The organism is Nostoc sp. ChiQUE02, assembly GCF_034531305.2.
Classification (GTDB): Bacteria; Cyanobacteriota; Cyanobacteriia; order Cyanobacteriales; family Nostocaceae; genus Nostoc.
Genome location: NZ_JAVRBN020000004.1, coordinates 148,067 through 170,409, shown reverse-complemented (window position 1 = coordinate 170,409; position 22,343 = coordinate 148,067). Strand labels below are relative to the sequence as shown.

Sequence of the window (22,343 nt, the reverse complement as noted above, 5' to 3'; positions counted from 1 at the left end):
TTGATGCCACCAATCCCAGGTTATTTAATATTTATTACTCTTGTACTCGTCGTTCTCCCATCTATAGCTACGATTTTTATCCGCTTGGCTCTGTATCAACATGTATTTTTATTGGAAGAGAAGGTAAGAAGGCTAATTAATAGACAATCACCTGGACAGAAACCAAAAATCTTAGAAGAACTAGAACGAAGGTTTAGAGAAACTAGTAAAAACTTAGATCAGGTTAATACAGCAGCGTTAATCGACCAAATTTATAGCCAGGAAAAAGTTTGGGGATTTACTTGTGAACAAATCGATTACTTTTGTCGTATTCTTCCTAATTTACTCTTAGCCTTTGGTTTACTTGGTACTTTTCTAGGTATCACACTTAATGCTGAACTAAATACAAAATCTCACATATTTAAACAGTCTGCTGAAATATTTGCTAGTAGCCAGTTTCCTCAAAAATTATCAACAGCTACAGCCAATTTGACTACCATGCAAGAAAGATTTTCAGAATCTGCTATAAGTTTGGCACAAACAACCAAAGTAATTGAAACATCAGTAATAGAAGTTCAGCGATGTACTCAAGAATTGACTAATTTGGCAGGAGATATAAAAAAGGCTAATCAAACTTCAATTCAAGTTTTAGAGTTACATCAAAATAATCAAAATTCCCTTGGTGAGATTATTCCTCAACTCAAGCAAGGAGCTAGTAGTTTTTCCAAAGCGATTAACAAACTCGATAAATTAGAGCAAGGGATTGCTAGTAAAGCTAATAGTTTAACAGAGTTAATAGAAGTTGTTAAAAGCTATACAGAGCAACTTAATTTAGCAATTGAAGCTTTAGGCGATCGCTTGATTTTAAACTTATCTCAGCAGATGGGTTCTAATAACCAACAAGTTAAAGCTGCCATTACCAATTTTGAAGAATATGCTAATCAATTAGGCGTTAAATTCGATATGTCTAAATCAGATTTTATAGATGTTATCCACAAAGATAATGAAACTTTTAATAATGAATATAAAAATGTCAGCGCTCTCATCGTTAAAGGAATTATTCAGCAAACAGAAATAAATAAAAAAGGACTAGAAATGTTAATCAATAATATTCAAGAATTTAATCAAGATGTCAACAATATTAAAGATGAAATTTCTCGATTAAGGCAGGGAATGGAAAAGCAAGTAGAAAAACTCTGACTGATTACATTGACATTATTTGAAATTAAAATCTTAAATTATGGCTCGTCGATCGCAGTATAGTGGCTACAACGAAGATTTAAATATTTGGCCTGCTTTCACAGATTTAATGTCTAATGCTTTCATGATATTGCTACTATTATTATTAATAGCTACTACAAAGCATACGATATCGCAAATATCTAATCCAGGAACGCCACCAATTTTATTGATTAAAGATGAAAATTCAAGGTTTGATCCAGGTAGCGCAGTAATTCCAACAACAATGTTAGATTACATCAAAAATAAACTTGTACCTGATATAGAAAAAAACACAAAATCTTACAACATTAATACAGTTGAAATTATTGGACATACTGATGAGCAACCTATTGGCATTATTAGCAGCAATCTAGACTCTAATTTAGAGGTAGCTGCTAGTCAAGGTGGTTCAGTTAGTACACTTAAGGCAGGTTCTAATGCTGATTTAGGATTGATGCGTTCCCTTGCAGTGGTTAAAGAATTGCTGAAAATCCAGCAACAGAATAAGATGCCAGGAGTTCAATTTCGCGCTTATTCTGCGGCACAATTAATATTACCAACTGGTGAATTTGCTCCTATTCCCCAAGACAAGCGTCACCCAGAATCGAAGCGGCGACGCATTGAAATTCGTTTTACCCGCTTGGGTGAAGTGCGAGAAGTAAAGTAAATAATCCATTCACCACTGCTAGAACATTAATTCAAGAATTGAAGTCTTCCAATCAGAAAAAACTAAGATTTACTCTTATCCGCTTCTTTCTGCGCCGCCTCACTATATTTCTTATATAGTTGAGTACGAATCTTAGCTTCCTGATAACGGCTGTGGTTTTGCGGCACCGTGCCCATTAAATCTGAAGCACGTTGCCACTTAGCAGCGATCTCTAACCACTGAGTTGAGGTTGTGGCTGTTTTACCAGATGCAGAAGCAAGATTTGCAATTCGCACAGATATTGAAAATGGGTCATCAGATGGCTCAGAAAGGTTATTGTTAGCAGTACGGGATGGTGTTTGGGCTTTTTTCTCGTTAGTATTTTCTGTACTTAAAGATTTGGAAGTTTCTAGTTGCATTAGGTTTCTCAATTTATTACCTAACTGGGCATAAACAACCCAACTAAGCAACAACAATGAGCATAAACCAGCCGCTGCTAATATCTTTGTTTTAGGTTGATTTTTGTGTTTTTCTTTGTTAATAAGTACTAAAGGACGAGAGACTAGAGTTTTAGGAAAATTTGGTTTTCCTAGTTCAGCTTGAGCTTCTGTGAAATCTTTAATTAGTTGTTTGACAATATTAGGCTGAATTAATGTAATTTCCTGTGACCAAAGCAGTTGGTTTTCGCGATCGCTATCTATTTCTTTTAACCACAGTAATTGTTGTTCCCGAACAATCCTACTGTTGATATTGACTCGGCGAATGTGACGCGGGGCGATGGACTCAAGAATTTGCTGGATTTGTTCTACGAGGGGAGATTGCTCAAGTTGCTCTACCCTAGCTGCCTCGCACAGAAGTTGTAACACACCATCAGAAAAAATGGCTCTAGTTCTGACACCAGACTTGGCTAGCTTTTCGTTCAATAACTGAATAATCGCAGCAACGCTACCTTGGTGAGCTTGCCAAGCGATATCGTTTATCCTGTCTACCATCTGAAATTTAGTGATAGCTCTTCCATCCTGACTGATTAACGTACTCATTAATTTAGAGACTCTTTTCTACTGACCTTGATCTTGTCTTCGATTTTACGAGTAAAAAGATGAGTTGCCAAATAAAATCATAAATGTAGAGCCTCCCTTTTCGGTTTGGTAAGGACGCTCAATCACGCTCAGTTAATTTGACGATCCCACGCCTTGAAAGCGTAGAATTCCTGGGTTGAACTGTGCTTTTAGGGTAACGCCCATGCTGATGGACGAGCTACCTGTTTGACATAGTACATTATGATGTCTTTTAGCGATCGCCTTTGGTCAGGTTGAGGTAAGTGAATGCACTCTGCAATGGCGCACCCACCATAGGCGATCGCAAATGTATGACTAGATAGTATCAGGGTCAACGCCAAGCGATCGCAATTGTTCTTTCAACCTTTCCACCTGTGATTCTGCTTGTTTTGCTTGCTCTTGGGCTTGTTCCCTCGCCAATCTTTCCTGTTTCAGTGCCTCTGCCAACTCCTCTGGAATCAGCAACTTTTCCCCAGTGTCTTCTCGATAAAAACCAATCAGTTGCCCCTCTATTTGCAAGCGCAGCTGCAAAGGTTCACATCGACTATCTGTAATTGGCTCATACACCTCGCCTCGCAGCCGATACCCTTGCAATTGCTCCTTAATCCACTCTCCCTTGGGGTCAAATAACCAGTATTCCAGTACTCCTAACTGCTCATACAGTGTCTTCTTGAAACCCGTGTCCTGGTTTTTAGTGCCCTCTGAAGTCATTTCAAAGATTACTACAGGCACTTGTTCCTCTTCCCATATCTTGTAATTATCGCGGCCTCCAGGAGCGACATTAAAAATCACCATCACATCTGGAGCTACCCGTAACCTCGGAAAACCCTGAGCATAATAGAGAAACTGGTTACTTAAAACCGTTGCTTGCCGACTCAGCAAATATTGCCTTAATACTTCTAAAGTTGCCAGTAGAGCATATAAATGAACATAACTTTCAGCCAAAGGTTTACCATCCGAGCTTGGGTAAAAAACTTCTGTTGATTGCGAACTGGGTAAGAGGCTAGTCATAATTAGCCACCTGATTGAGAAGATGGGTGCATGATTATATTATCTTAGAGACTTCCCCTGACATTTCTAGAACTGCCGAGTCGAAGGGGGCAAAGAGGCAGGGAGCAGAGGGGCAGGGGAAGCAGGGGGAGAAGAACTAATGCCCAATACAACTCTTGGAGAGGCTGCGCCAACAGCAAAGCTCAGTACAAGTACTTAATGCCCAATGCCCCGACTTTTTACAAGTGTATTGTTCACACACCAAACAAAATAGCTGTATCGGGATACTTTTATGAGTAATTCTCGCTTTTTTTGGCTTTTTGCCAGAATGGCAATACTAATTAGCACAGCGATCGCTACATTAGAAGATATATAAATAAAAATCATTGTTGATTTTTATTAGTTCGCAGTTCACACAAAATCATGAGTGCAAGTACCATTATTTTCGACAATCCGTTACTCCAAGGCACTGGTTTACCTCCCTTTGCAGAGATTAAACCAGAACGAGTAGTACCAGCCTTCAATCAGTTGTTGGCAGAACTTGACCAGCAGCTTGCCACCTTAGAGGCCAATGTACAGCCGACTTGGAGTGGTTTAGTAGAACCCTTAGAAAAGCTGACAGAACGGCTTACCTGGAGTTGGGGGGCGGTAAATCATTTAATGGGTGTTAAAAATAGCCCGGAACTGCGCGAAGCTCATGAAATCGTACAGCCACTAGTCGTACAATTTATCAACAAGCTCGGTCAAAGCCAACCCATCTACAATGCTTTTAAAACACTTCGTAGCAGTGAGAGTTGGACAACTTTAGAATTAGCCCAACAACGCATTGTAGAAGCCGCGATTCGAGATGCAGAACTTTCTGGTGTTGGCTTAGAAGGAGAAGCAAGAGAGCGTTTCAACGCCATTCAGATGGAGTTGGCAGAACTTTCTACCAAATTCTCTAACCATGTACTTGATGCCACTAAAGCCTTTAGCTTAACCTTGACAACAAAAGCGGAAATTGACGGTTTACCACCAAGTTTAGTGAGTTTAGCCGCCCAAGTGGCTCGGGCGGCGGGAGAAGAAAAGGCTACACCAGAAAACGGCCCCTGGCGTATTACTCTAGACTTCCCCAGTTTCGGCCCTTTCATGCAACACAGCACCCGTCGGGATTTGCGTGAAAAGCTCTACAAAGCTCATATCACTCGCGCTTCTAATGGCGATTTAGATAACAACCCGTTAATTGTGCGTATTCTGGAGTTACGGCAAGAACTCGCAGATTTACTTGGCTTTAAGAGTTTTGCCGAGTTGAGCCTTGCAAGTAAAATGGCTCCTAATGTTGAGGCAGTCGAAGCACTATTAGAAGAACTGCGCCAGGCTAGTTATAATGCTGCTGTCAAAGATTTAGAAGAACTCCAAGCTTTCGCCGCATCACATGGACAAGAGTATCAGAATTTAAAACACTGGGACATCAGCTTTTGGGCAGAACGCCAACGAGAAGCAAAATTTGCCTTTACCGCTGAAGAATTGCGTCCCTATTTTCCCCTTCCCCAAGTTTTAGATGGCTTATTTGGACTTGTCAAGCGACTGTTTGGCGTTACTGTCACCCCTGCCGATGGTCAAGCCCCAGTATGGCATGAGGATGTCCGTTATTTCCAAATAGCTGATGAAACTGGTTCTCCCATTGCCTACTTCTACTTAGATCCCTATAGCCGTCCAGCAGAAAAACGCGGTGGTGCTTGGATGGATGTGTGCATCAATCGTGCCAAACTTACTGAAAATGGTGTAACTAGCATCCGCTTACCTGTGACTTATTTGATATGTAACCAAACTCCCCCAGTAGATGGCAAGCCGAGTTTGATGACTTTCTATGAAGTAGAAACTTTGTTCCACGAGTTTGGTCATGGATTGCACCACATGCTTACCAAGGTTGACTATGCTGGAGCCGCAGGCATCAATAATGTGGAATGGGATGCAGTGGAATTACCCAGTCAGTTTATGGAAAACTGGTGCTATGAGCGACCCACTTTGTTTGGCATGGCTAAACATTACGAAACTGGGGAAGCACTACCGGAGCATTATTATCAAAAGCTGCTAGCGGCGCGTAATTATATGAGTGGTACTGCGATGTTGCGGCAGATTCACTTTAGCAGTATTGATTTAGAACTACACTACCGCTATCGTTCTGGTAGCGATGAAACTCCGACAGATGTGCGGCATCGCATAGCCAAGACTACTACTGTTTTACCACCACTTCCAGAAGATTCAATGTTATGTGCTTTTGGACATATTTTTGAGGGTGGCTATGCAGCAGGCTACTACAGTTACAAATGGGCTGAGGTACTGAGTGCTGATGCTTTTGCCGCTTTTGAAGAAGCTGGGCTAGAAGATGAAGAAGCGATCAAAGCTACAGGTGGGCGTTATCGGGATACGGTGTTGGCACTCGGTGGTAGCAAGCATCCAATGGAGGTGTTTAAAACTTTCCGGGGTCGTGAACCGAGTACGATCGCTTTACTCAGGCACAATGGTTTAGTGAGTGCCCAGTTGTGAGCCTGAGTGCTAAGTAATTAATTGACTAATGCCCGATGCCCTGGCTGTTTTTGATGGAGTTTTACTTAGCACTACTGGGTGTTTCCAAGAGAAGCGGTTCTGTTGCAATATCATTCAAGCGGATGCTGCCTAGCAAATTCCGCCATTCTGCTTGCAGTGCCGCATCTTGAGGATTTTTTTGACGCAGTTCAGCCAGCGTCATCAGTGCCTCGTACCATATTCCCTTTTGGCCATAGAGAGCATAGCGCTTTAGGAGTTCTGGTGTTTGTAGCTCTTTAACTGTGGCTGGATTCAGTTCGACTCGTTGTATTACCCCTTCAACAAAAGTCGGGGGCGAATTCTTTTGCTTGTCACAGTTAATGGTGAAAAACCAACGGTATTGTTTGTTTACTGCTAAAGCGGGAGCAGTGGTAGGTAGAGAAACGCGGATGACTCCTGGCTTATCCGGTAGAGCGATCGCATTTTTGTAAATCTCGTTAGAGTCCCGATCTTGCAGAACAAATTCAACTGTATATGGCAAATCTTTGGTATATGGCACATAGAAAAACCAACTTGGGCGTTCTACTGTGGTTTGTGCCCAGACATTGATTACTGAGTTATCTTCCTCAGTAAAGGGTACTAAAGCAGTTAGGTCAGGTTTAGTAGGTGGACATGCAGCCAGCGTCCCCACCGGCCCGCGCTTCGCTCCACCACGAACCCGACCTCCTGGAGGGGGACCGAGTGGAATTGGAGGTTGATTAAAGGTTGTGGCTTGAGCAACTGTTGTTTTAGCATCAGAGCGATTCTGGGTTGGTTTTGCCAGTACTGGAGTTAAGCTAACTAGTAAACTTGTACAGCTAAAAGCTACTACTAAAAACAGTTTTATCGGTTGTGAATTTGCATTCATAAAAACTTTCCCTTAAAGATGTAAAGCTTGTAAATTTATCTACTGGGTATTCAAAAATTTAATAAAAAAATCTTTCTTCATTCCCCACTTCCCACCCGCACTTCTGTTTTTGAATTATAAATTGACATCAAGCCTACCATCGCTACCAGTGATAAAGCCGAAGGTACAAACGGTACCCAAGCACCCGAAATTAATAGACCGAAGCAAACTACATACAGAACACTAGAGGTAACACCGACTGTCAAGGCCAACCAGGGTAACGAAAGCCTGCGCCAAGCTAGGACTCCTCCCACCAAAGACCAGCCCCAAATCCAGACCACCTCAATCCACAGTGACCAAGCCCGCAGCAACGGTCGCCCATCCTGGACTGCACTGAGAATCTGGCTGACCATATGAGCCTGTACTAACACTCCTGGCATTTGCTCATCTAAAGGAGCGCCATAGGGCGTCGGCCAGGTGTCTGGAGAATCCCCCTTTGCCACCACACCAATCAGAACAATCCGGTCTTTGATAGCGCTGGCGTTAACCGGACTAGATAAAAATTGTGTTAGCTTCACCTGTTGGGCTATCTGTTTGGGAGAACGGTAGTTGAGTAAGATTTGACCGCCATTGGCATCAATATTTTGATAGCCGCCAGTGCGAGACTTCAAATTTGGAAAAATAGTTTTACCCAGCTGCAAATTTCCTTCAGGGGTGAACTTGGGTTGAATTCCGGAAGGGCGCAGATAGAGGGAGGCTAGTTGTACACTGAAGGCATAGGGAGCAGAACACAACGATGTCGCCTCCTGGTTCATGAACAGAAGATGTCGACGGATAACTCCATCGCGATCGTGAATAAAGTCACTGAATCCCAGGTTTCCTGAGGGAATTTCTGGTGGCGGCTTAATACCTTTGATATTTCCTGAGCTATCACTCCCCTTACATACGCCAACCAAGTTCTGAGTTTTTTGGAGACGAGTAATTAAATCTGGCTCTTTAGCGTTAAAGTCACGGTAGATATCCAAGCCGATCGCACGGGGTTGGTATTGATTTAGTTTTGCCAGGAGTTTGTTGAGAGATTTTTCGGAAATGGAAGCGCCGATCAAAGACTCACCATTCTGTCTTTGAGTCGCCAAATCATCATCATCAATTGTGATTACTAGCAAGCGCGGATCGAGTCCCTCCGCAGGGCGCGATCGCATCATCAGGTCAAAAGCTTGAATCTCTGGATTTTCCAGCAATCCCAGCAATCTCACTCCACAAACCAAGGCTGTAATTGCCAAGCTGGATAACAAAGTTGTCTGAAATTTGCGTTTGTTAGACAAAGCTAAATTTGGTACATCTTCAGTTTTTGTAGACCTTAATTCATCCCAAGTGGGTGGTATCTGGGCTGGATTTTGGCAAATTACTGGTAGCCAAGTCGCACAAGGAAATCGATCCTCAAGTCCTTGCAAGCGTTCCCGCGCTTGGCGTACTGATTGATATAAAGACTCGCCACCGGCAAAGCCTTGGAGAAAATACTTTAAAAACTCCTTCGCAACCTGGTCTGGAACAGGTTCGCGCATGACGATCATTTGAGGAATTTGCAAATCAGCCAGTTCTCGCGCCAATCCCAATCCATCACAGGAGTTGAATATAGCTAATTGCAAACCGTTTTCAATGGCTTTTTTGAGAGCATACTTTAACTCGCCAATGGTCAGACTATCAGTTTTATTCAGGTAAATTCGTCCGCTTTCTCCATTTTTGTTACTGGAACTGTGGCCGGCAAAGAAGAGAATATCCCAGTTTTTTCCCCAGAGATGGTCAGTCAATTCTTTACGCTGTGGTTCTACCAAAAAGCTCACCTCTGCGTTACTACACTGTTGCAGTAAAGCTTGATCGGCTTGGGTGTCAATCCCTTGACTATTACCCACAATTGCCAAAATGTTAACTAATTGATTGGGAGTGCGTGGCTTGTGAATGCGATCGTACGATGGTGAAGAAAGGGCGATTTCAGCCTTGGGATAGCGTTCTAACAAATCCCACAGATGCCAAGGTAATAACTGCAATTGGCTATTTTCTGTTTGTAAAATTACCCGTACTTCTTCCGTGGACGACAATCTTTCTAACCATTTTTCCCTTAAAGGGCGAAACTCTTCTGCTCGCAGCCAGGTATTAAAACGTGCCCGCAAAATATGGGAAGTGTTTTCGCAGTCTTGAATCATCGATACATTTGTCACCTGCATTTGGTCAGCATGGAGACGATAACGATTGCCTATCTGCCGATAACTAGACTGCCAATGACTATAATAGAGCGGCATTTGAGGGAATGAAGGTAGCCTCCCCGTGATTTCTGTTGCAGCCCGCTCGTGTTCTTCACCAATTTGGAGGGTGACAGCAAACCCCTGCTCAAAACTACCCTCTCCGAATTTCATCACCACTAACTTACTCATGACCGTCGCTATCTCCCTGTGCAAAACCATCCCCTGTTCTAATGTCTCATAACAAGCTCTACAAGCGTTTACAGACTTTTTTAAAGTCCCCAAAAGCCAGCTTGAATTTTTAATTTTTAATTTTTAATTAACCAATTACCACTTAATAAATTACCGACTAAGAGGGAAGATAGCTACATTTTTCAAATTCGGAAATGTTCGGTAATGCTGGTATTATCCAAGGCTACCCTAACGCTAAATTGCTCTGTGGGTTCACCACGAAACTGCAACTGAATGTAGTTGTCTGATTTTCTCGATTGAGCGTCTAGAAATACTGCTCCCGAACTATCTAGAACGGTGAGATGAACTCCTGGTGGCAAGTAGATTTGATTCCCAGTGGCGTGCAATTGCAGATGAATACTGGTTTGTTGATCCTTTTCGGGGCTGATTTCCACAATCAACATGACTGGTTGGTTGAGAATTTGAATGCCCAAATCAATCAGTTTTGCCCGTTTAGTAATTGATTCTGGTCGGTTGAGAGCATTTAGTTCCAAAGTTTCAGTACTGCGAAACGCATAATTTGGTCTGAGTTCCGGCACATTCCACAGGGATTCAATAGTCTGCCAGCCGGTCTCAAATATCCCAGCAAACCACTGACTCAAATTCACCAACGAGGTGAGTGGGGATTGACGCAGTTCCCACAGGTGGTCGATAAACGCTTCTAATGGTTGCAGTTTACTTAAAGGCAATGTTTCAGTCGCGACACTAGGAATAAAACCAAGCAGCTTCGCTTCTTGGAGCGATTCATCAAATTGAACTACTAAATAACCCACCCGTTCTTCCCAAGTTTCTGGAGGAATGGAACATATTCGCTGATGCAGATGGACAGGGCGACACTCCAGACGACCAATTGAGGGCACCTCTAAGTCAGCTACATTTCCACAAAGGCGCATAATGGGGTTCCAGCTGTCGCTAGCTTGAAGGTCAGTAGGAATATCCATCATCTGCAAATAGTCATTCACCACCCATACAGCCAGAGTATTCAGCCGGACTTGCTCTGCTTTTTCAGGATTTGGCTGCTGGTTAGCAAATTGCTGGGCAGTTATGCGAGCGGTTTGGGAAATCGGCAATGTTAAAGCGAAATCTTCTAGCTGATAGGTGGAGTTATTCATAAGTCAATCTCTAGTGATCAATGCTGCTATGTACATATCACCCGCATTCACTAAATTTATGCCACAAAATAGAGAATGATTATTAGAAAATTGGGCATCGGGCACAAGAGGCAAAGGGGCAGGGAGCAGGGGGCAGGGAGCAGGGAGAAAAGGGGAAAAAGAACCTGCTCCCTACTCCCTTGCCTCTTCCTGCTCCCTGCTTCTTCCCCATTCCCCACTCCCCAAATCACAACCAATTGCCAATCAATACATAGGCAGACCAAAAGCTTGGTGCTCTGTAGTTGGGATGTTTCAGCAGTTTTAGCTGGGCACGGTGGACTGCTTCGGCTTTGGTGATTTTGCCACTCTTGAGTTCTCGATAGAAGGCACTCACAAACATCGCTGTTGATTCATCATCAATCTGCCACAGGGAAGCTATAGTACTGCGTGCTCCGGCTCGTACAGCTGCTCCTGCTAGACCTAGTGCTGCACGACTGTCTCCTGCTGCTGTCTGGCAAGCGCTCAAAACTAATAGTTCTACTATGGTTTTACCCTGACTGCGGAAGAGAGTATCAAAATCTTTGACATTAATCTCACCGTCGTAATCCAAAATAAAAGTCTCTTCAAGGCGGGAACTAAACTGACCGTGGGTTGCCAGATGCACTATGTTGAATGAAGCTGCACCAATTTCACTCTCTAAATTCTTTTTCTTAAAATCCCCATCCAGTAAGCTAGTTGTCGAAACTCCTGCTTTGGTAATGCCGTCAAATTCAGATTTAATCGCAAGCAATGGTGCAAACTTGGGAAATCCTGGCGGGGGCTGAGTCAGTCCTGCGGTTAGTGCTCTGAGCTGCTGTCGCACCAGCGGTTTTGGGTCGAGGAGTTGGAGACCGACGCTCAGAGCGATCGCATATTTTTCTACCAAGTATTGTTTACCATTGTAGAGGGCTGCCATTGGTAAATTGCGTAACGGCCCATCCAAAACGAATACTAAAGTATCGACCCCACTTTTTTCCAATTGTGATTCAATAGGTTTGAGTAGCCAGTTGTAAACCTGTTGCGATTGGGTTTGGACGGTCTTGGTAGCAGTGGGATTGACAAGATTTTTTCGCAGTTCTACTAAAAGCTTTTCTACTTCTGTTTGGGAAATCTTGGTACTGTAGCTTTGCAGGTTTTGTTTAGGAATTTTGACAATTACTTGGAGTTCTTCAGGAAGAATAATCGGATAAAGGATGGCAGCCTTGGAATTATCTTGCTCTACCATTTTATCTAGGGCTACTTTCTGACCTTGCAGACAAGCTTCCCGGAAGAAGTCGTCCAATTCTGCTAGTTGGAGTGCTTCAATCCGCTCGCGTGCTTTCTCCAATATTTTTTCATCTGATAATTTTCCTTCTTGAGATTTTAGCAGTAACTCTACTGACTGGCGGTAGACGGGTTCCACGCTGTCCCGGAAGTTGAATTGCACATCCTGGTTCACTACGTCTTTATTGACTACTAAATCTCTGCGGAGAGACTGGAGAGTCTCCACAGCAGCATCATAGGCTGCGATCGCACCATTAATATCTTTTTTTGCCCAAAGCAATCTACCTAACTGCCATTCCAAGGCATAGGTAATTTCTGGTGCATTGCTACTTTGTGCCAAAGCTAACCCTTGCCGGGTCAGGTCTTGCGCCTCTGACCACTGTCCGGTTTCTTCGTACAAGCTACCTAAACTCTTCAAGGCATAGGCCTCTGCTCGCTTGTCCCCTAAACTGCGAGATTGCTGGATGGCTTTGGCGAGTAATACTGCTGAGTCTTTGGTGCTGAATCCTGAGTAATAACTTTGACTTGATGCTTGTAAGGTACCACTCTTGACTTTTGCCAGACTTTGTGAAAAGTTAACCTGAGCGTAAATACTAGCACGGCTGAGGGGGAGTTGGTCGAGTTGGGACTCAATCAACCCTAAAAGAGTTTGAACCTTTGCCCATTCTTGATCTTCAATGAGGAGACCCAAGAGATTCAGTTGCGCTTGGACTTTTGTTAGGGGTGAGGGAGATACTTCAACTGTTTGTTGATAATAGGCGATCGCCTGTTCCTTTTGCAGTTGTTTACGGGCATTATTCCCCAAGCTGAACAGACTAGCCCCAATATCAGCGCTTGATTGCAGGTTTCGAGCAATCATCAGACTTTCTTCTAGCGCTTGGCGTGACTTTTTCGAATCGCCCAATACCAAAAGGGCATCGCCGAGCGATCGCAAACTCACTGTCTTTTCTATAGAATCTGGTTGAGATTTTAACGTCTCACTTACCTCTTCGAGTGTTTTGACAGCCCGAGGGTAAAATCCTTGGGTGCGCCACGCCTGTGCTTGATTGATTTGCGATCGCACCACGCCACTTTTATTATCTGCTTGCTTGTAAATTTCTTCCGTCTGCTGCCAAGTTGCTAAAGCCGCTTCAGCCTGTCCCATTGCCAGTTGCAGACGACCTTGAATATCTAGTGATTGGGCAAATATTTGCAGATTTTCGTTCTTATCCTGTCCTTTGAGCAAATTTAAGCTCTCTGTAATTGCCTGCTGCGCCTGGCTCCATGCACCGAGTTGCTGGTAAGCAAGAGAAAGATTACTCAGTGTCGCTGCTAGTGTGAGGTTTTCGCCTCGCTGCTTATATTCCTCGACAGCCTTTTGCAACACTTCTACAGCTTTGGCAAAGTTGCCGGCACTGTATAAAACTTTGCCCTGTTGTAGTAGTGAGGCGGGGTCAGTGACCACATCCAGCGATGTCAGACTGTTTATTGGCAGTTGGGGTGAGGAATTGATTGAGGCAGGAACTTTTGCCAGCACCGGTGAACCGACAATGCATAGCAAAGCGATCAGGAAGTACAGAGGCAAACGTAACAAGTAAAAAGTCCAAGACTTACGCATTGAAAACCTGAAACTTCGATCCTTCCTTAAAAAGGAGGGTATATTAAGAGCCAACTTTTTAAAGGGGTTGGGGAATCTCTTCCGCATAAGTCTTAAAGTCCTGCAACGTAGGGACAATAGGCAAAGCCTGGCTCCTTTTGCCTTTTAACTTTTGCAAAATTCGTGCCAAAAATCCTAGTTGTTTTAGCCATAAGCATGACAAGGTATAGGTGATAACCAGGAAGGCACAGGATGAACTATATGTATTTGGGCTACCAGGGTAATGTTACCATTCTCATACCTTACCTATCCCTGAGCTTCCACAATCTTATTTATTGCAATTGGAAGAATATAGTGATTTTTTAGCGATCGCTGTGAAACTTGAGCAGCAAAGTATAGTTAAAAGGCGATCGCTAACCTTAATCAAAAACTCACACTGAGAGCCAGAGGCTGACAGGCATGGAGATAATTAAAAATCAACCTTCATAACAATCCCTCCAATTCTGCAAATTTACGTAAACGCGGTAGACATTGGCGTTGATAAAAACTGCTTAATGTCGGAATTGACAGCCCAAATTCCTCAGATAATTCTCTCCAGCTAACTTCCGGGGGTAGGCGTTTGAGAATCAACACCTGACAATTCACATCTGGACGCCCTTTAATGTAAGTACCGCGCAATTCCCCATCAGAATCGGTCTGTGCCCACATCTCCAAGTCTTCTAGAATCGGAGGTGCTTGGGGACTAGCCGGGAGATTATCTACAGGGTCAATCATTTCACTTGTTCCACCCGATGTAGACTGACGAATTCTCAGAGGGACTGTTGTGGCTTGTTCCCGGTTTTGGTTAAGGTAAAAGTCTTGTAGTCTCCTTTTTAGGTAAGCATTTAGCCAAGTGATGACACTGCCATAATTGGGGTCATAGATTTGACCTGTCAAACCTTCACAAACATTGCGACAGAAATACAACCAAGTTTGTTGTAGTGCATCTTGATAGTAGGGAGTACTTTCCCTCCAGAGTCTACTTGCTGTCAAGCGAATAATTTGCGTGAGCAGCTTCTGACGCTGAGGGCTTCCAGGTGGATGTCCACAGGCTTCGGTAACTAAGCAGCGTAGCTGATCATCGAATTGAACCATGACAATCTTGGCGAAGAAAGCAAGAATATCTTAGTATTGCGTATAACAACGCGCTAAAGAATTACCTTTCGTCAAGATGTTGGGGATTGGGGATTGGGGACTGGGAGGTTTGAGTCTTTGAGGTGGATGAACGAGTATTTGAAGTCAATCAATCCAGTTCAAAGGTGAATGACCGAGGCTGTAATTCTTTTTATCCCCCAATCCCTAGTTCCCTCAATATAATCCCAGCCAGGAAAATAAATTTTCCCACCAAGAATATCTCAGATTACCTACACTCAGCTTCATTTTGTTGCGAATATCTTGGATTTTCCAGTTGGTTAGTTTAGCCAGAGTTTGCGCTTCTTGTTCAAAACGCTTGGGCAAAGACCGCTTATATTCTCTACCCGCCTGACATTTGAGTTCCCCTTGGAACGGATGTTGCAAAACATAACGCCCTTGGAAAGATTCACTGTTGGCAGTTTGCTGAAATATCAAGTCTTCAGGGAATTTGTCGCGGGTGTAGCGGACATGCAATCGGGAGATGAAGACACTACTTCTAGGAAAGGGACGACGAAAGCTGGGGCGTACTGGTACATCATTTGCAGAATTATCATCTAGCCAAAATACGCCTGCTTGCTTGAGTTCCTCTGAAGTCAGGGGTTCAGCAGAACAGGGATCGCAACTACCCATATCCCAAGCGTATTCCAAAAAACCAACTTTCTTGTTTTCTTTGGTGTAGATAGTTTGAAACATGGATTTGTAGAATTCACCAAATTCATCTTTGACAAATATGGGAATGTTCGTGTCGGAGGGAATTTTCACCGTCCGGTAGTTAGTGATTTCTGCCTGTCCTTGGGGCGAGAGGATGTAAACAATCAAATCCTGCTCTGTCGTAGCATTGATCATGCCCAAACGAATTGGCAGCATGAATTTGGGTGACTGGTAGGAAATTTGTAGCGGACGGAGGAATTGATAGCCAGATTGCTCGAATTTATCCAAGTTAACTTTGGCAACAAAGAATTTCATTGAGGAGCGAATATAAGGCTGAAGTAATTGTTTCGCACCTCTGGGGATTTTGTAACCATTACGTTTGAGCCAAGTTTCCAATCCGCCAGATTCTTTAGCGCTGAGGATCACAATGTCGTATTCGCCGACGTTGAAACGTGCTTCGACTGTCACACCTAAACTAGCATCACTGCCTCTCTTACGCGCTGACTGATTGCTTGCTGCTGGCGCTGGTAGTGCATCCATCTCAGCACTATTATTTATTGCGAGACAAGGATCGGGGTCAAAATACTCAACCAGTCGCGGCGCACTAAAAGCATCTAGGCGCTCGATAATCTTGGGTTCAGTGACGCGAACTTGTTCTTTTTGCAGCACCGTTGGCACTGGTACTACCATTGCAAAATCTTTGACTTCGCCTTGAAAATCGTTTGCCATTGTTAGGACGGTGCGATTGCCATCCCGCGCGATCGCAACCTGAGAAGCTTTGTTATACAGTTTTGTATCAGCTTTGGCTACATAAAATCCACAAAATGCCCAAGCTGCTGGTGCAAAGCACAAAACAGCTACAATTACTAACAATAATGGCGTTAAAAGTCGAAAAAATCTCATTTTATACCTCTACTTTATTAATTGCTAAGTGCTTAATTAGGAGTGCTGAGTAAGAAATTCTTCCCCTGCTTCCCCTGCTCCCTCATCTCCCTCTCGCCAAGCAAACCTTGGGGCTAACCAGAGAATATCTAGCAAGATGCTCAACGGCGCAAGGGCAAACAGTGCCCAAAAAACTGCTGTGGAAACAAAGAAATAATTTCGCAGGATAAAAGTTAATCCGGCGATGCAAACTGCCCAAACTACACGCCCAATTCGGGAATTGGGAATCGATCGCGGATCTGTAATCATAAATAGGGCGAACAGCAACAAAGACCCGCTCATCAATCGATGCCAGTAAACATCCCAAGTCCAACCCAGCCAGAAATTGCGAATCGCCTCTAGCAAAGAGTAGGAACCCAAAAAAGCTGCTGTAGTGTCCCAGCGACCAACGCGCTGCAAAATCATGCCGCCAGTGCCGAGAAATAATAGCCCATACCACCACTCTTCACCCCATTGTCCCGGTGAAACCCAAGCATCAGGGGTCAGAATCAAGGCAGATATGATGCCAAAATTGGCGGGATTGAAGAAATGCTTATCGCCAACTTGGAAGATAAACTTGCTGGCGATCGCAATTGCCGCAGCTATTGCCATTGTCGTCCAGTGGTCAGCCCGCAATAGTAAACTGAGTCCCAGTGAGGTAATTAAAGCACTACGAAGATTCGGCATTTGTTTTTTGTCATTTGTCATTTGTCCTTTGTTGTTTGCTAATGACCAATGACTAATGACTAATGACAATATCCATTGAGTTGCAAGACAAGTGGCGATCGCTACCCCAATTAACTCTGGCCGCAGCGTCCAATCTCGCGTACCGATTCCCAAGACTAGGAATAAGCCGAGAAATAGAATCTGATAATCTCGTATATCTGTGAGCAGCATTAATCTTTAAATTCCGGGATTACCCGTAGATTTTTCATCAATTTAGACGAGTGCTAGCTCAAATGGTATTGCTGTTACAGATTTTGTTACAAAGACTGACAAAACAGATGTAGATTACCATTTAAGGAAATATGCTTTATTGCCAGAAGTAACGTCGAATAGCCCGTCGCAGACATCGCAGTTTCCTAAGCAACACCCACAAAAAGTTGTCAGCAGCAGATAACGCAAAATGCAACTAGCTCCCCTGTTCCCAATTTTCTACCGCATTCTCCAACCAAGTTTTCCCAACTGCCTTTGGGGTGGAAATCCCCATGCTAAAGCGATCGCACTCACATTCGATGATGGGCCGCATCCTCAATACACACCCGAAGTCTTGGCAGTGTTAGATCGTTACAAAATTACAGCTAGTTTTTTTTGGTTGGGTGTTTGCGTCAACCGTTCACCAGCCATTGCGAAAGCCGTTAGCGATCGCGGACACTGGATCGGATTGCATGGCTACGATCATCGCTCTTTTCCCATGCTTTCCCCAAATGACCTGAAGGACAGTTTAGAAAAAACCCAAGCTGCCATTTACAATGCCTGCAATCTGCAACCTGAACAAGTGCAAGATGTCCGTCCTCCCAATGGTTTATTTACACCTGCTACTTTAAAAATGTTTTTTCAGTGGAATTACCGCCCAGTTATGTGGAGCGTTGTACCAGAAGACTGGGTACGACCAGGCGTAACCACCGTGGTACAGCGAATTATGCAGCAGGTCAAAAATGGTTCGCTAATTGTTTTACATGATGGTGCTTGTGGTGGACAAGATGTTGCTGCCACAATTCAAATTCTCATTCCACAACTGCTACAACAAGGATATAAGTTTGTGACCGTTGATACTCTATGGCAGCAAGCTAAGGCTAACCATTAACTATTACAGATTTAAGGATAGGAGTATCAGCCTTTGGTGGCTGATATTCCAGTGGCTTATGCTAGTTCCTAGAGTTGATGTGTGGCGAGAAAAGCTTCGACTTCAGCAGCAGTGGGTTGAGAAGCGATCGCACCTGCTTTAATGGTAGTCAGCGCCCCAACAGCGCTGGCATAGGTGACAATGCGTTTTGCTGTTTCTGCATCCCGCAAGCTGTGAATACCATACTGACTCAATTGGTGGATGAATCCTGCCAAAAAGCTATCCCCTGCACCAGTTGTATCAACTACAGGGATGGAAAAGGAAGGTAATTTGCCTTCGTTCTCACCTAGACAATAGGCGCAACCGTTTTCCCCATCTGTCACCAGTACCCCCTCAATTGAAGCTAGACGGTAAGTGATGGCTCCAGGATCTGCGGTTTCAAATAGCCATTCAGCTTCTTCTTTGGAGAGTTTGAGGAAATCGACTCGCTTAAATAATTCTGGAATTTTTTGATGAGCGATGTTTGGCTCATCCCAAAATACAGGACGCCAGTTGACATCCAGCACAATCTTCAAGTCGTAATGTTCTGCTAACTCTAGAGCGCGGTGAATTGCCTCTTCACTTTCAGGATAGGCTAATTCCAAAGTACCCAAAACCAGAAAATCTGCCTCTTGAAACAGCGAATTTGGCAATTGTTTAGCTTGCAGGTGAGTATCGGCAAATTCCGAACTATCATACTGACCAAATCCGGCGAAAGTGCGATCGCCGGACAGATCCCGTGTAACATAAACTTGCCGCGTTGGTGCTGTGGGATGGCGTTGTACCCCCGTCGTCTCTACACCTATATCTTGTAATAGCTTGACCAGTGCATTCCCTGGTTCATCTTCACCAACGGCTCCGATAAATCCCGCTGGTGTCCCCAGCTTAACTAAAGCACAGGCTACATTCGCTGGTGCCCCTCCTGGGTAGGGAGTCCAAGATTTCACTTCTTCCAGCTTTAGCCCCAATTGATCGGCTAAACAATCAAACAAAATTTCACCAAGGCACAAAACACGGGGATTGCTCATTTCATTTTCAATTTTAGATTTCGATTTGGGATTAGGAATTTACAGTATAAAATCTACAATAATTGTTGCTAATCTGTCGCCAGTCCTTCATAGAATTAAATAGCAATTTTTACTACTGCTATAACATAATATATGCTTCTAATCGGCGCTCATTATAGCTCAGTGCTTAGACGTTATATTTGCTATAATTGGCTATATTTATTACTTTAAATATTGCGTGGATTAGATTTATGCCAACTTGAAATCCAAAGAAAATATTGACAATCGTATTACTGCTAAAACTTGAAACCCCTACCAACAAAAGAATCTTCTAGAATTAGAGAGAGCGATTAAGTACATATACCAAGGGAGGATAGAAATAGTCATGGCTGGTGGCAAGTCTGAGACCCCCGTTAGTCTGTCAGACAGAGAACTGCAAATTATCGACTTAGTGGCCGCTGGCTTAACTAACCAAGAGATTGCAGGAAAACTGGAGATTAGCAAGCGTACAGTTGATAACCATATCAGTAATATTCTCACCAAGACTGAGACAGAAAATCGAGTAGCCCTTGTCCGCTGGGCTTTACAGTGGGGCAAAGTCTGTTTGAATGATGTTAATTGCTGTACTCTGCCTAACCAGATCGAATAAACAATTTACTAGTACCAACGTAATTGCTCTGATCTGTTATGGTGACAAGCCAATTTTGAGGTTTACTGATTTTCCCCTCCTCACGCCTTTGTTTTCAGTGTGAACACTCTACCAAAAGTTCCGAGTCCTTCACTCAGCTGGAGTTTATGTTAGTGGAGCCAGCTGGCCCTCGGACTCGGAAACTATAAAGATCAGAATTCCTTTCCAAATTCAGCAGAACAGATGTTAGGACTTAGGCATTAGTAACGAAAAATTAAGGGTTTGGGCAGGGCATTAGGACTGGGGACTGGAGACTGGGGAAAATAATTTGCAATACCAATGCCCCATGCCCAAACTCAACAATAATCCACAAAAATTAGCAACAATTCAGTGGTGCAAGCGTTACATTTGAAAGAAATCTATATTGCCCCATCGGCTTTGGGAGCAGTGTTCCAATGAATACTTCCGCTTCTTTTCAGGGTAGCTGGTCTCCCTTTGAGTTTTTGAACTTTGATTTTACGACACCCGTATCTGAGAAAGTTCCTAGTCTTGAAGACCAATTGTCAGACTTTCCGCAACCCACACAAGATGCCGACTTACTCAGACAGCTATCGTTTATTCCAGGGTTGAAAGAAATTTTGATGGTGCGGCAGGTTCACGCTCTAGAACACGCTACTGTTTGGGTTCTTAGCGAATCAAAAAGTGCCTATTCTGCCACAAGAGAATCCACTAACGTTCAACTAGATAATGAACTATTAGGCGGTTTGTCTACTGAGCAGGGATTCTACCTGTATGGGGAGGTAAATATTAGTGATTTGCGGCGTGCAGTCACACTTGCTCGACATCGCCTCACTAGTGGAGAATGGGATTTGGCTGTACATCCCCGTTGTGGCACAAATTTATCAGTAGCAATGCTCTTAACAGCTGGACTAGCTGTGGGTGTGCATCTGTTGCTACCATTTCGACCAATCGAGCAACTTATAGGTTTGGGGTTAGCGGCGACGACAGCGGCTGAACTCGCACCTGATTTAGGCTCTATGGCACAGCGTTACCTAACAACGGCCATTCCTTTTAACCTAGCAATTGAAAATATTACCCGTAGACGAGACGTTTGGGGGCGGGAGGCACATTTTGTTAAAGTGGGCTGGCAAGAATAAAGAGACTTCGGGGGATGGGGGGAAACATTCAAAATTCAAAATTACTACCCTACTCCCCATTCCCTACTCTCCACTCCCCTAAGAAAATTATGAGAAAACTTTACTTCTTACTCCCTGGCACAGATGGCAAATTTGCCTGTGGTGGTCTTTGGGCTGAATTAAAAGCACTGAATCTGGTTCAGAATTTCTGTAGTGCTGATGTTGTAACCTATCGTCAACGGGAAACAGGTAAGCTTTTCATTGATGATTTACTAAAAGAGAAAAATTTAAATGATGTAATTTTTGTCATCAGTTGGGGATTTGATATAGCTCAACTCGTGGCTAAACTTAAGCAATACAATGTCGTTTACCATGCACATAGCGCAGGTTATCCATTTAGGCTACCTGCGAGTATTCCAATCGTTACTGTTAGCCGCTATACAATGGGTTACTGGGGAGAAAAATCACCCAATTCTCTCATTTATTATTTGCCCAATCAAATTTCTGATGAGTTTCAAAATTTAGGTCTGGAACGGGATATTGATGTTTTAGTTCAAGCTCGGAAATCTTCTGAGTATTTAATTAAAGAATTGATTCCGGCGTTGCAAAAACGTTGTAAAGTATTGGTTGTTGATTCATACATAGAAGATTTACCTGGACTATTCAACCGAGCTAAGGTTTACCTGTATGATTCTGCTGAGTACTGGACACAACAGCGTGTTAGTGAAGGATTTGGTCTGCAACCAATGGAAGCTATTGCCTGTGGTTGTCAAGTATTTTCTAGTGTCAATGGTGGGCTGGCTGATTACTTAGATCCTGGATTTAATTGCTATAAAATTGCTGGATATTCCCAAGAATATGATGTTCAACGTATTCTGAAAGTAGTTGAATCTTCAGTAGTTTTTAGTCTCTCTGAAGAACTTTTGGTTGAACATCGGACTGAAAATATTATTAAGCGTTTTCAAGTTATTCTGGATGAGTTAAACGAGTTTTTTGACCACAAGATACAGCAGCCATCTAATATTAAAAGCTTGACGAAAATGCGTGTGGCAAAATTACTTGCTCAGAGGATATATGGTAAGCTGAGGAAGAAATATTTTAAGGTTTAAATAAGTAGGTAGGTGGGAATAATTAATTAGATATAGCAATCGGATTTGATTTATGAAAAAATCTAAGTATGTGTAGGGTGTGTTACGGTTTCCGTAACGCACCATCCGAAGATTTTGGTGCGTTAGCCTACGGCATAACACACCCTACGTGTATTTCAAAAATCA

General features: G+C 43.3%; 19 protein-coding genes. 7 read left to right on the top strand and 12 right to left on the bottom strand.

The genetic code is table 11. The annotated features are described in order from the left end of the window. The first annotated feature begins 3 nt into the window (after window positions 1-3). Together RM347_RS05900 and RM347_RS05895 are read left to right on the top strand one after the other, a co-directional pair. Window positions 4-1,179, top strand: a complete 1,176-nt coding sequence (locus tag RM347_RS05900; protein ID WP_322717434.1) for a hypothetical protein — start codon at window positions 4-6, stop codon at window positions 1,177-1,179. A gap of 40 nt (window positions 1,180-1,219) precedes the next feature. Further along, entirely contained in the window at window positions 1,220-1,867 is a 648-nt protein-coding gene (locus RM347_RS05895; protein ID WP_322717433.1) for a flagellar motor protein, read from the top strand. Window positions 1,868-1,929: 62 nt separating this feature from the next. Here RM347_RS05895 and RM347_RS05890 read toward each other — a convergent pair whose 3' ends face one another. The 4 genes from RM347_RS05890 to RM347_RS05875 all read right to left on the bottom strand — a co-directional run bounded on the left by RM347_RS05890 (window position 1,930) and on the right by RM347_RS05875 (window position 4,281). After that, window positions 1,930-2,886, bottom strand: coding sequence for a hypothetical protein (locus tag RM347_RS05890; RefSeq protein WP_322717432.1), 957 nt, complete (start codon window positions 2,884-2,886; stop codon window positions 1,930-1,932). A gap of 188 nt (window positions 2,887-3,074) precedes the next feature. Then, on the bottom strand, window positions 3,075-3,239 hold the full coding sequence (locus RM347_RS05885) for a hypothetical protein (RefSeq protein WP_322717431.1): 165 nt from the start codon (window positions 3,237-3,239) through the stop codon (window positions 3,075-3,077). Further along, window positions 3,220-3,915: a Uma2 family endonuclease gene (locus RM347_RS05880; protein WP_322717430.1), complete on the bottom strand. Its 696-nt coding sequence runs from the start codon at window positions 3,913-3,915 to the stop codon at window positions 3,220-3,222. The genes RM347_RS05885 and RM347_RS05880 overlap by 20 nt, the downstream gene beginning before the upstream one ends. Window positions 3,916-4,110: 195 nt before the next feature. Next, entirely contained in the window at window positions 4,111-4,281 is a 171-nt protein-coding gene (locus RM347_RS05875) for a hypothetical protein (RefSeq protein ID WP_322717429.1), read from the bottom strand. Window positions 4,282-4,317: 36 nt separating this feature from the next. Between RM347_RS05875 and RM347_RS05870 the strand changes: the two genes are divergently transcribed. After that, on the top strand, window positions 4,318-6,423 hold the full coding sequence (locus tag RM347_RS05870; RefSeq protein WP_322717428.1) for a M3 family metallopeptidase: 2,106 nt from the start codon (window positions 4,318-4,320) through the stop codon (window positions 6,421-6,423). 61 nt (window positions 6,424-6,484) lie between these two features. Here RM347_RS05870 and RM347_RS05865 read toward each other — a convergent pair whose 3' ends face one another. From RM347_RS05865 to RM347_RS05835, 7 genes are all read right to left on the bottom strand, one after another. Then, window positions 6,485-7,309: a DUF928 domain-containing protein gene (locus RM347_RS05865; RefSeq protein ID WP_322717427.1), complete on the bottom strand. Its 825-nt coding sequence runs from the start codon at window positions 7,307-7,309 to the stop codon at window positions 6,485-6,487. A 77-nt stretch (window positions 7,310-7,386) separates the two neighbouring features. Beyond that, complete coding sequence (locus RM347_RS05860; RefSeq protein ID WP_322717426.1) at window positions 7,387-9,720, bottom strand: CHASE2 domain-containing protein; 2,334 nt, start codon at window positions 9,718-9,720, stop codon at window positions 7,387-7,389. A gap of 182 nt (window positions 9,721-9,902) precedes the next feature. Beyond that, window positions 9,903-10,871, bottom strand: coding sequence for a DUF1822 family protein (locus RM347_RS05855; protein WP_322717425.1), 969 nt, complete (start codon window positions 10,869-10,871; stop codon window positions 9,903-9,905). A 226-nt stretch (window positions 10,872-11,097) separates the two neighbouring features. Next, the gene (locus RM347_RS05850) at window positions 11,098-13,749 is read right to left on the bottom strand and encodes a CHAT domain-containing protein (RefSeq protein WP_322717424.1); all 2,652 of its coding nucleotides are present in this window, start codon (window positions 13,747-13,749) and stop codon (window positions 11,098-11,100) included. A gap of 462 nt (window positions 13,750-14,211) precedes the next feature. Then, window positions 14,212-14,862: a sigma-70 family RNA polymerase sigma factor gene (locus RM347_RS05845; protein ID WP_322717423.1), complete on the bottom strand. Its 651-nt coding sequence runs from the start codon at window positions 14,860-14,862 to the stop codon at window positions 14,212-14,214. A 213-nt stretch (window positions 14,863-15,075) separates the two neighbouring features. Further along, entirely contained in the window at window positions 15,076-16,455 is a 1,380-nt protein-coding gene (locus tag RM347_RS05840; RefSeq protein WP_322717422.1) for a DUF2330 domain-containing protein, read from the bottom strand. 36 nt (window positions 16,456-16,491) lie between these two features. Next, window positions 16,492-17,370, bottom strand: a complete 879-nt coding sequence (locus RM347_RS05835) for an RnfABCDGE type electron transport complex subunit D (protein ID WP_322717421.1) — start codon at window positions 17,368-17,370, stop codon at window positions 16,492-16,494. 229 nt (window positions 17,371-17,599) lie between these two features. Here RM347_RS05835 and RM347_RS05830 point away from each other — a divergent pair, with 229 nt between their 5' ends. Continuing rightward, the gene (locus tag RM347_RS05830) at window positions 17,600-18,280 is read left to right on the top strand and encodes a polysaccharide deacetylase family protein (protein WP_322717420.1); all 681 of its coding nucleotides are present in this window, start codon (window positions 17,600-17,602) and stop codon (window positions 18,278-18,280) included. A 68-nt stretch (window positions 18,281-18,348) separates the two neighbouring features. Here the strand turns inward: RM347_RS05830 and RM347_RS05825 are convergent, their stop codons facing one another. Beyond that, window positions 18,349-19,326: a carbohydrate kinase family protein gene (locus RM347_RS05825; protein ID WP_322717419.1), complete on the bottom strand. Its 978-nt coding sequence runs from the start codon at window positions 19,324-19,326 to the stop codon at window positions 18,349-18,351. A gap of 364 nt (window positions 19,327-19,690) precedes the next feature. On the opposite strand from RM347_RS05825, the gene RM347_RS05820 reads away from it, so the two are divergent. The 3 genes from RM347_RS05820 (at window position 19,691) to RM347_RS05810 (ending at window position 22,178) form a co-directional block, all read left to right on the top strand. After that, the gene (locus tag RM347_RS05820; RefSeq protein ID WP_069073632.1) at window positions 19,691-19,954 is read left to right on the top strand and encodes a helix-turn-helix domain-containing protein; all 264 of its coding nucleotides are present in this window, start codon (window positions 19,691-19,693) and stop codon (window positions 19,952-19,954) included. Between the two features lie 434 nt (window positions 19,955-20,388). Next, on the top strand, window positions 20,389-21,090 hold the full coding sequence (locus RM347_RS05815) for a DUF6391 domain-containing protein (protein WP_322717418.1): 702 nt from the start codon (window positions 20,389-20,391) through the stop codon (window positions 21,088-21,090). An 89-nt stretch (window positions 21,091-21,179) separates the two neighbouring features. Continuing rightward, window positions 21,180-22,178 (top strand): glycosyltransferase, encoded by a 999-nt coding sequence (locus tag RM347_RS05810; RefSeq protein WP_322717417.1) that lies wholly within the window; start codon window positions 21,180-21,182, stop codon window positions 22,176-22,178. The last annotated feature ends 165 nt before the right edge of the window (window positions 22,179-22,343 follow it).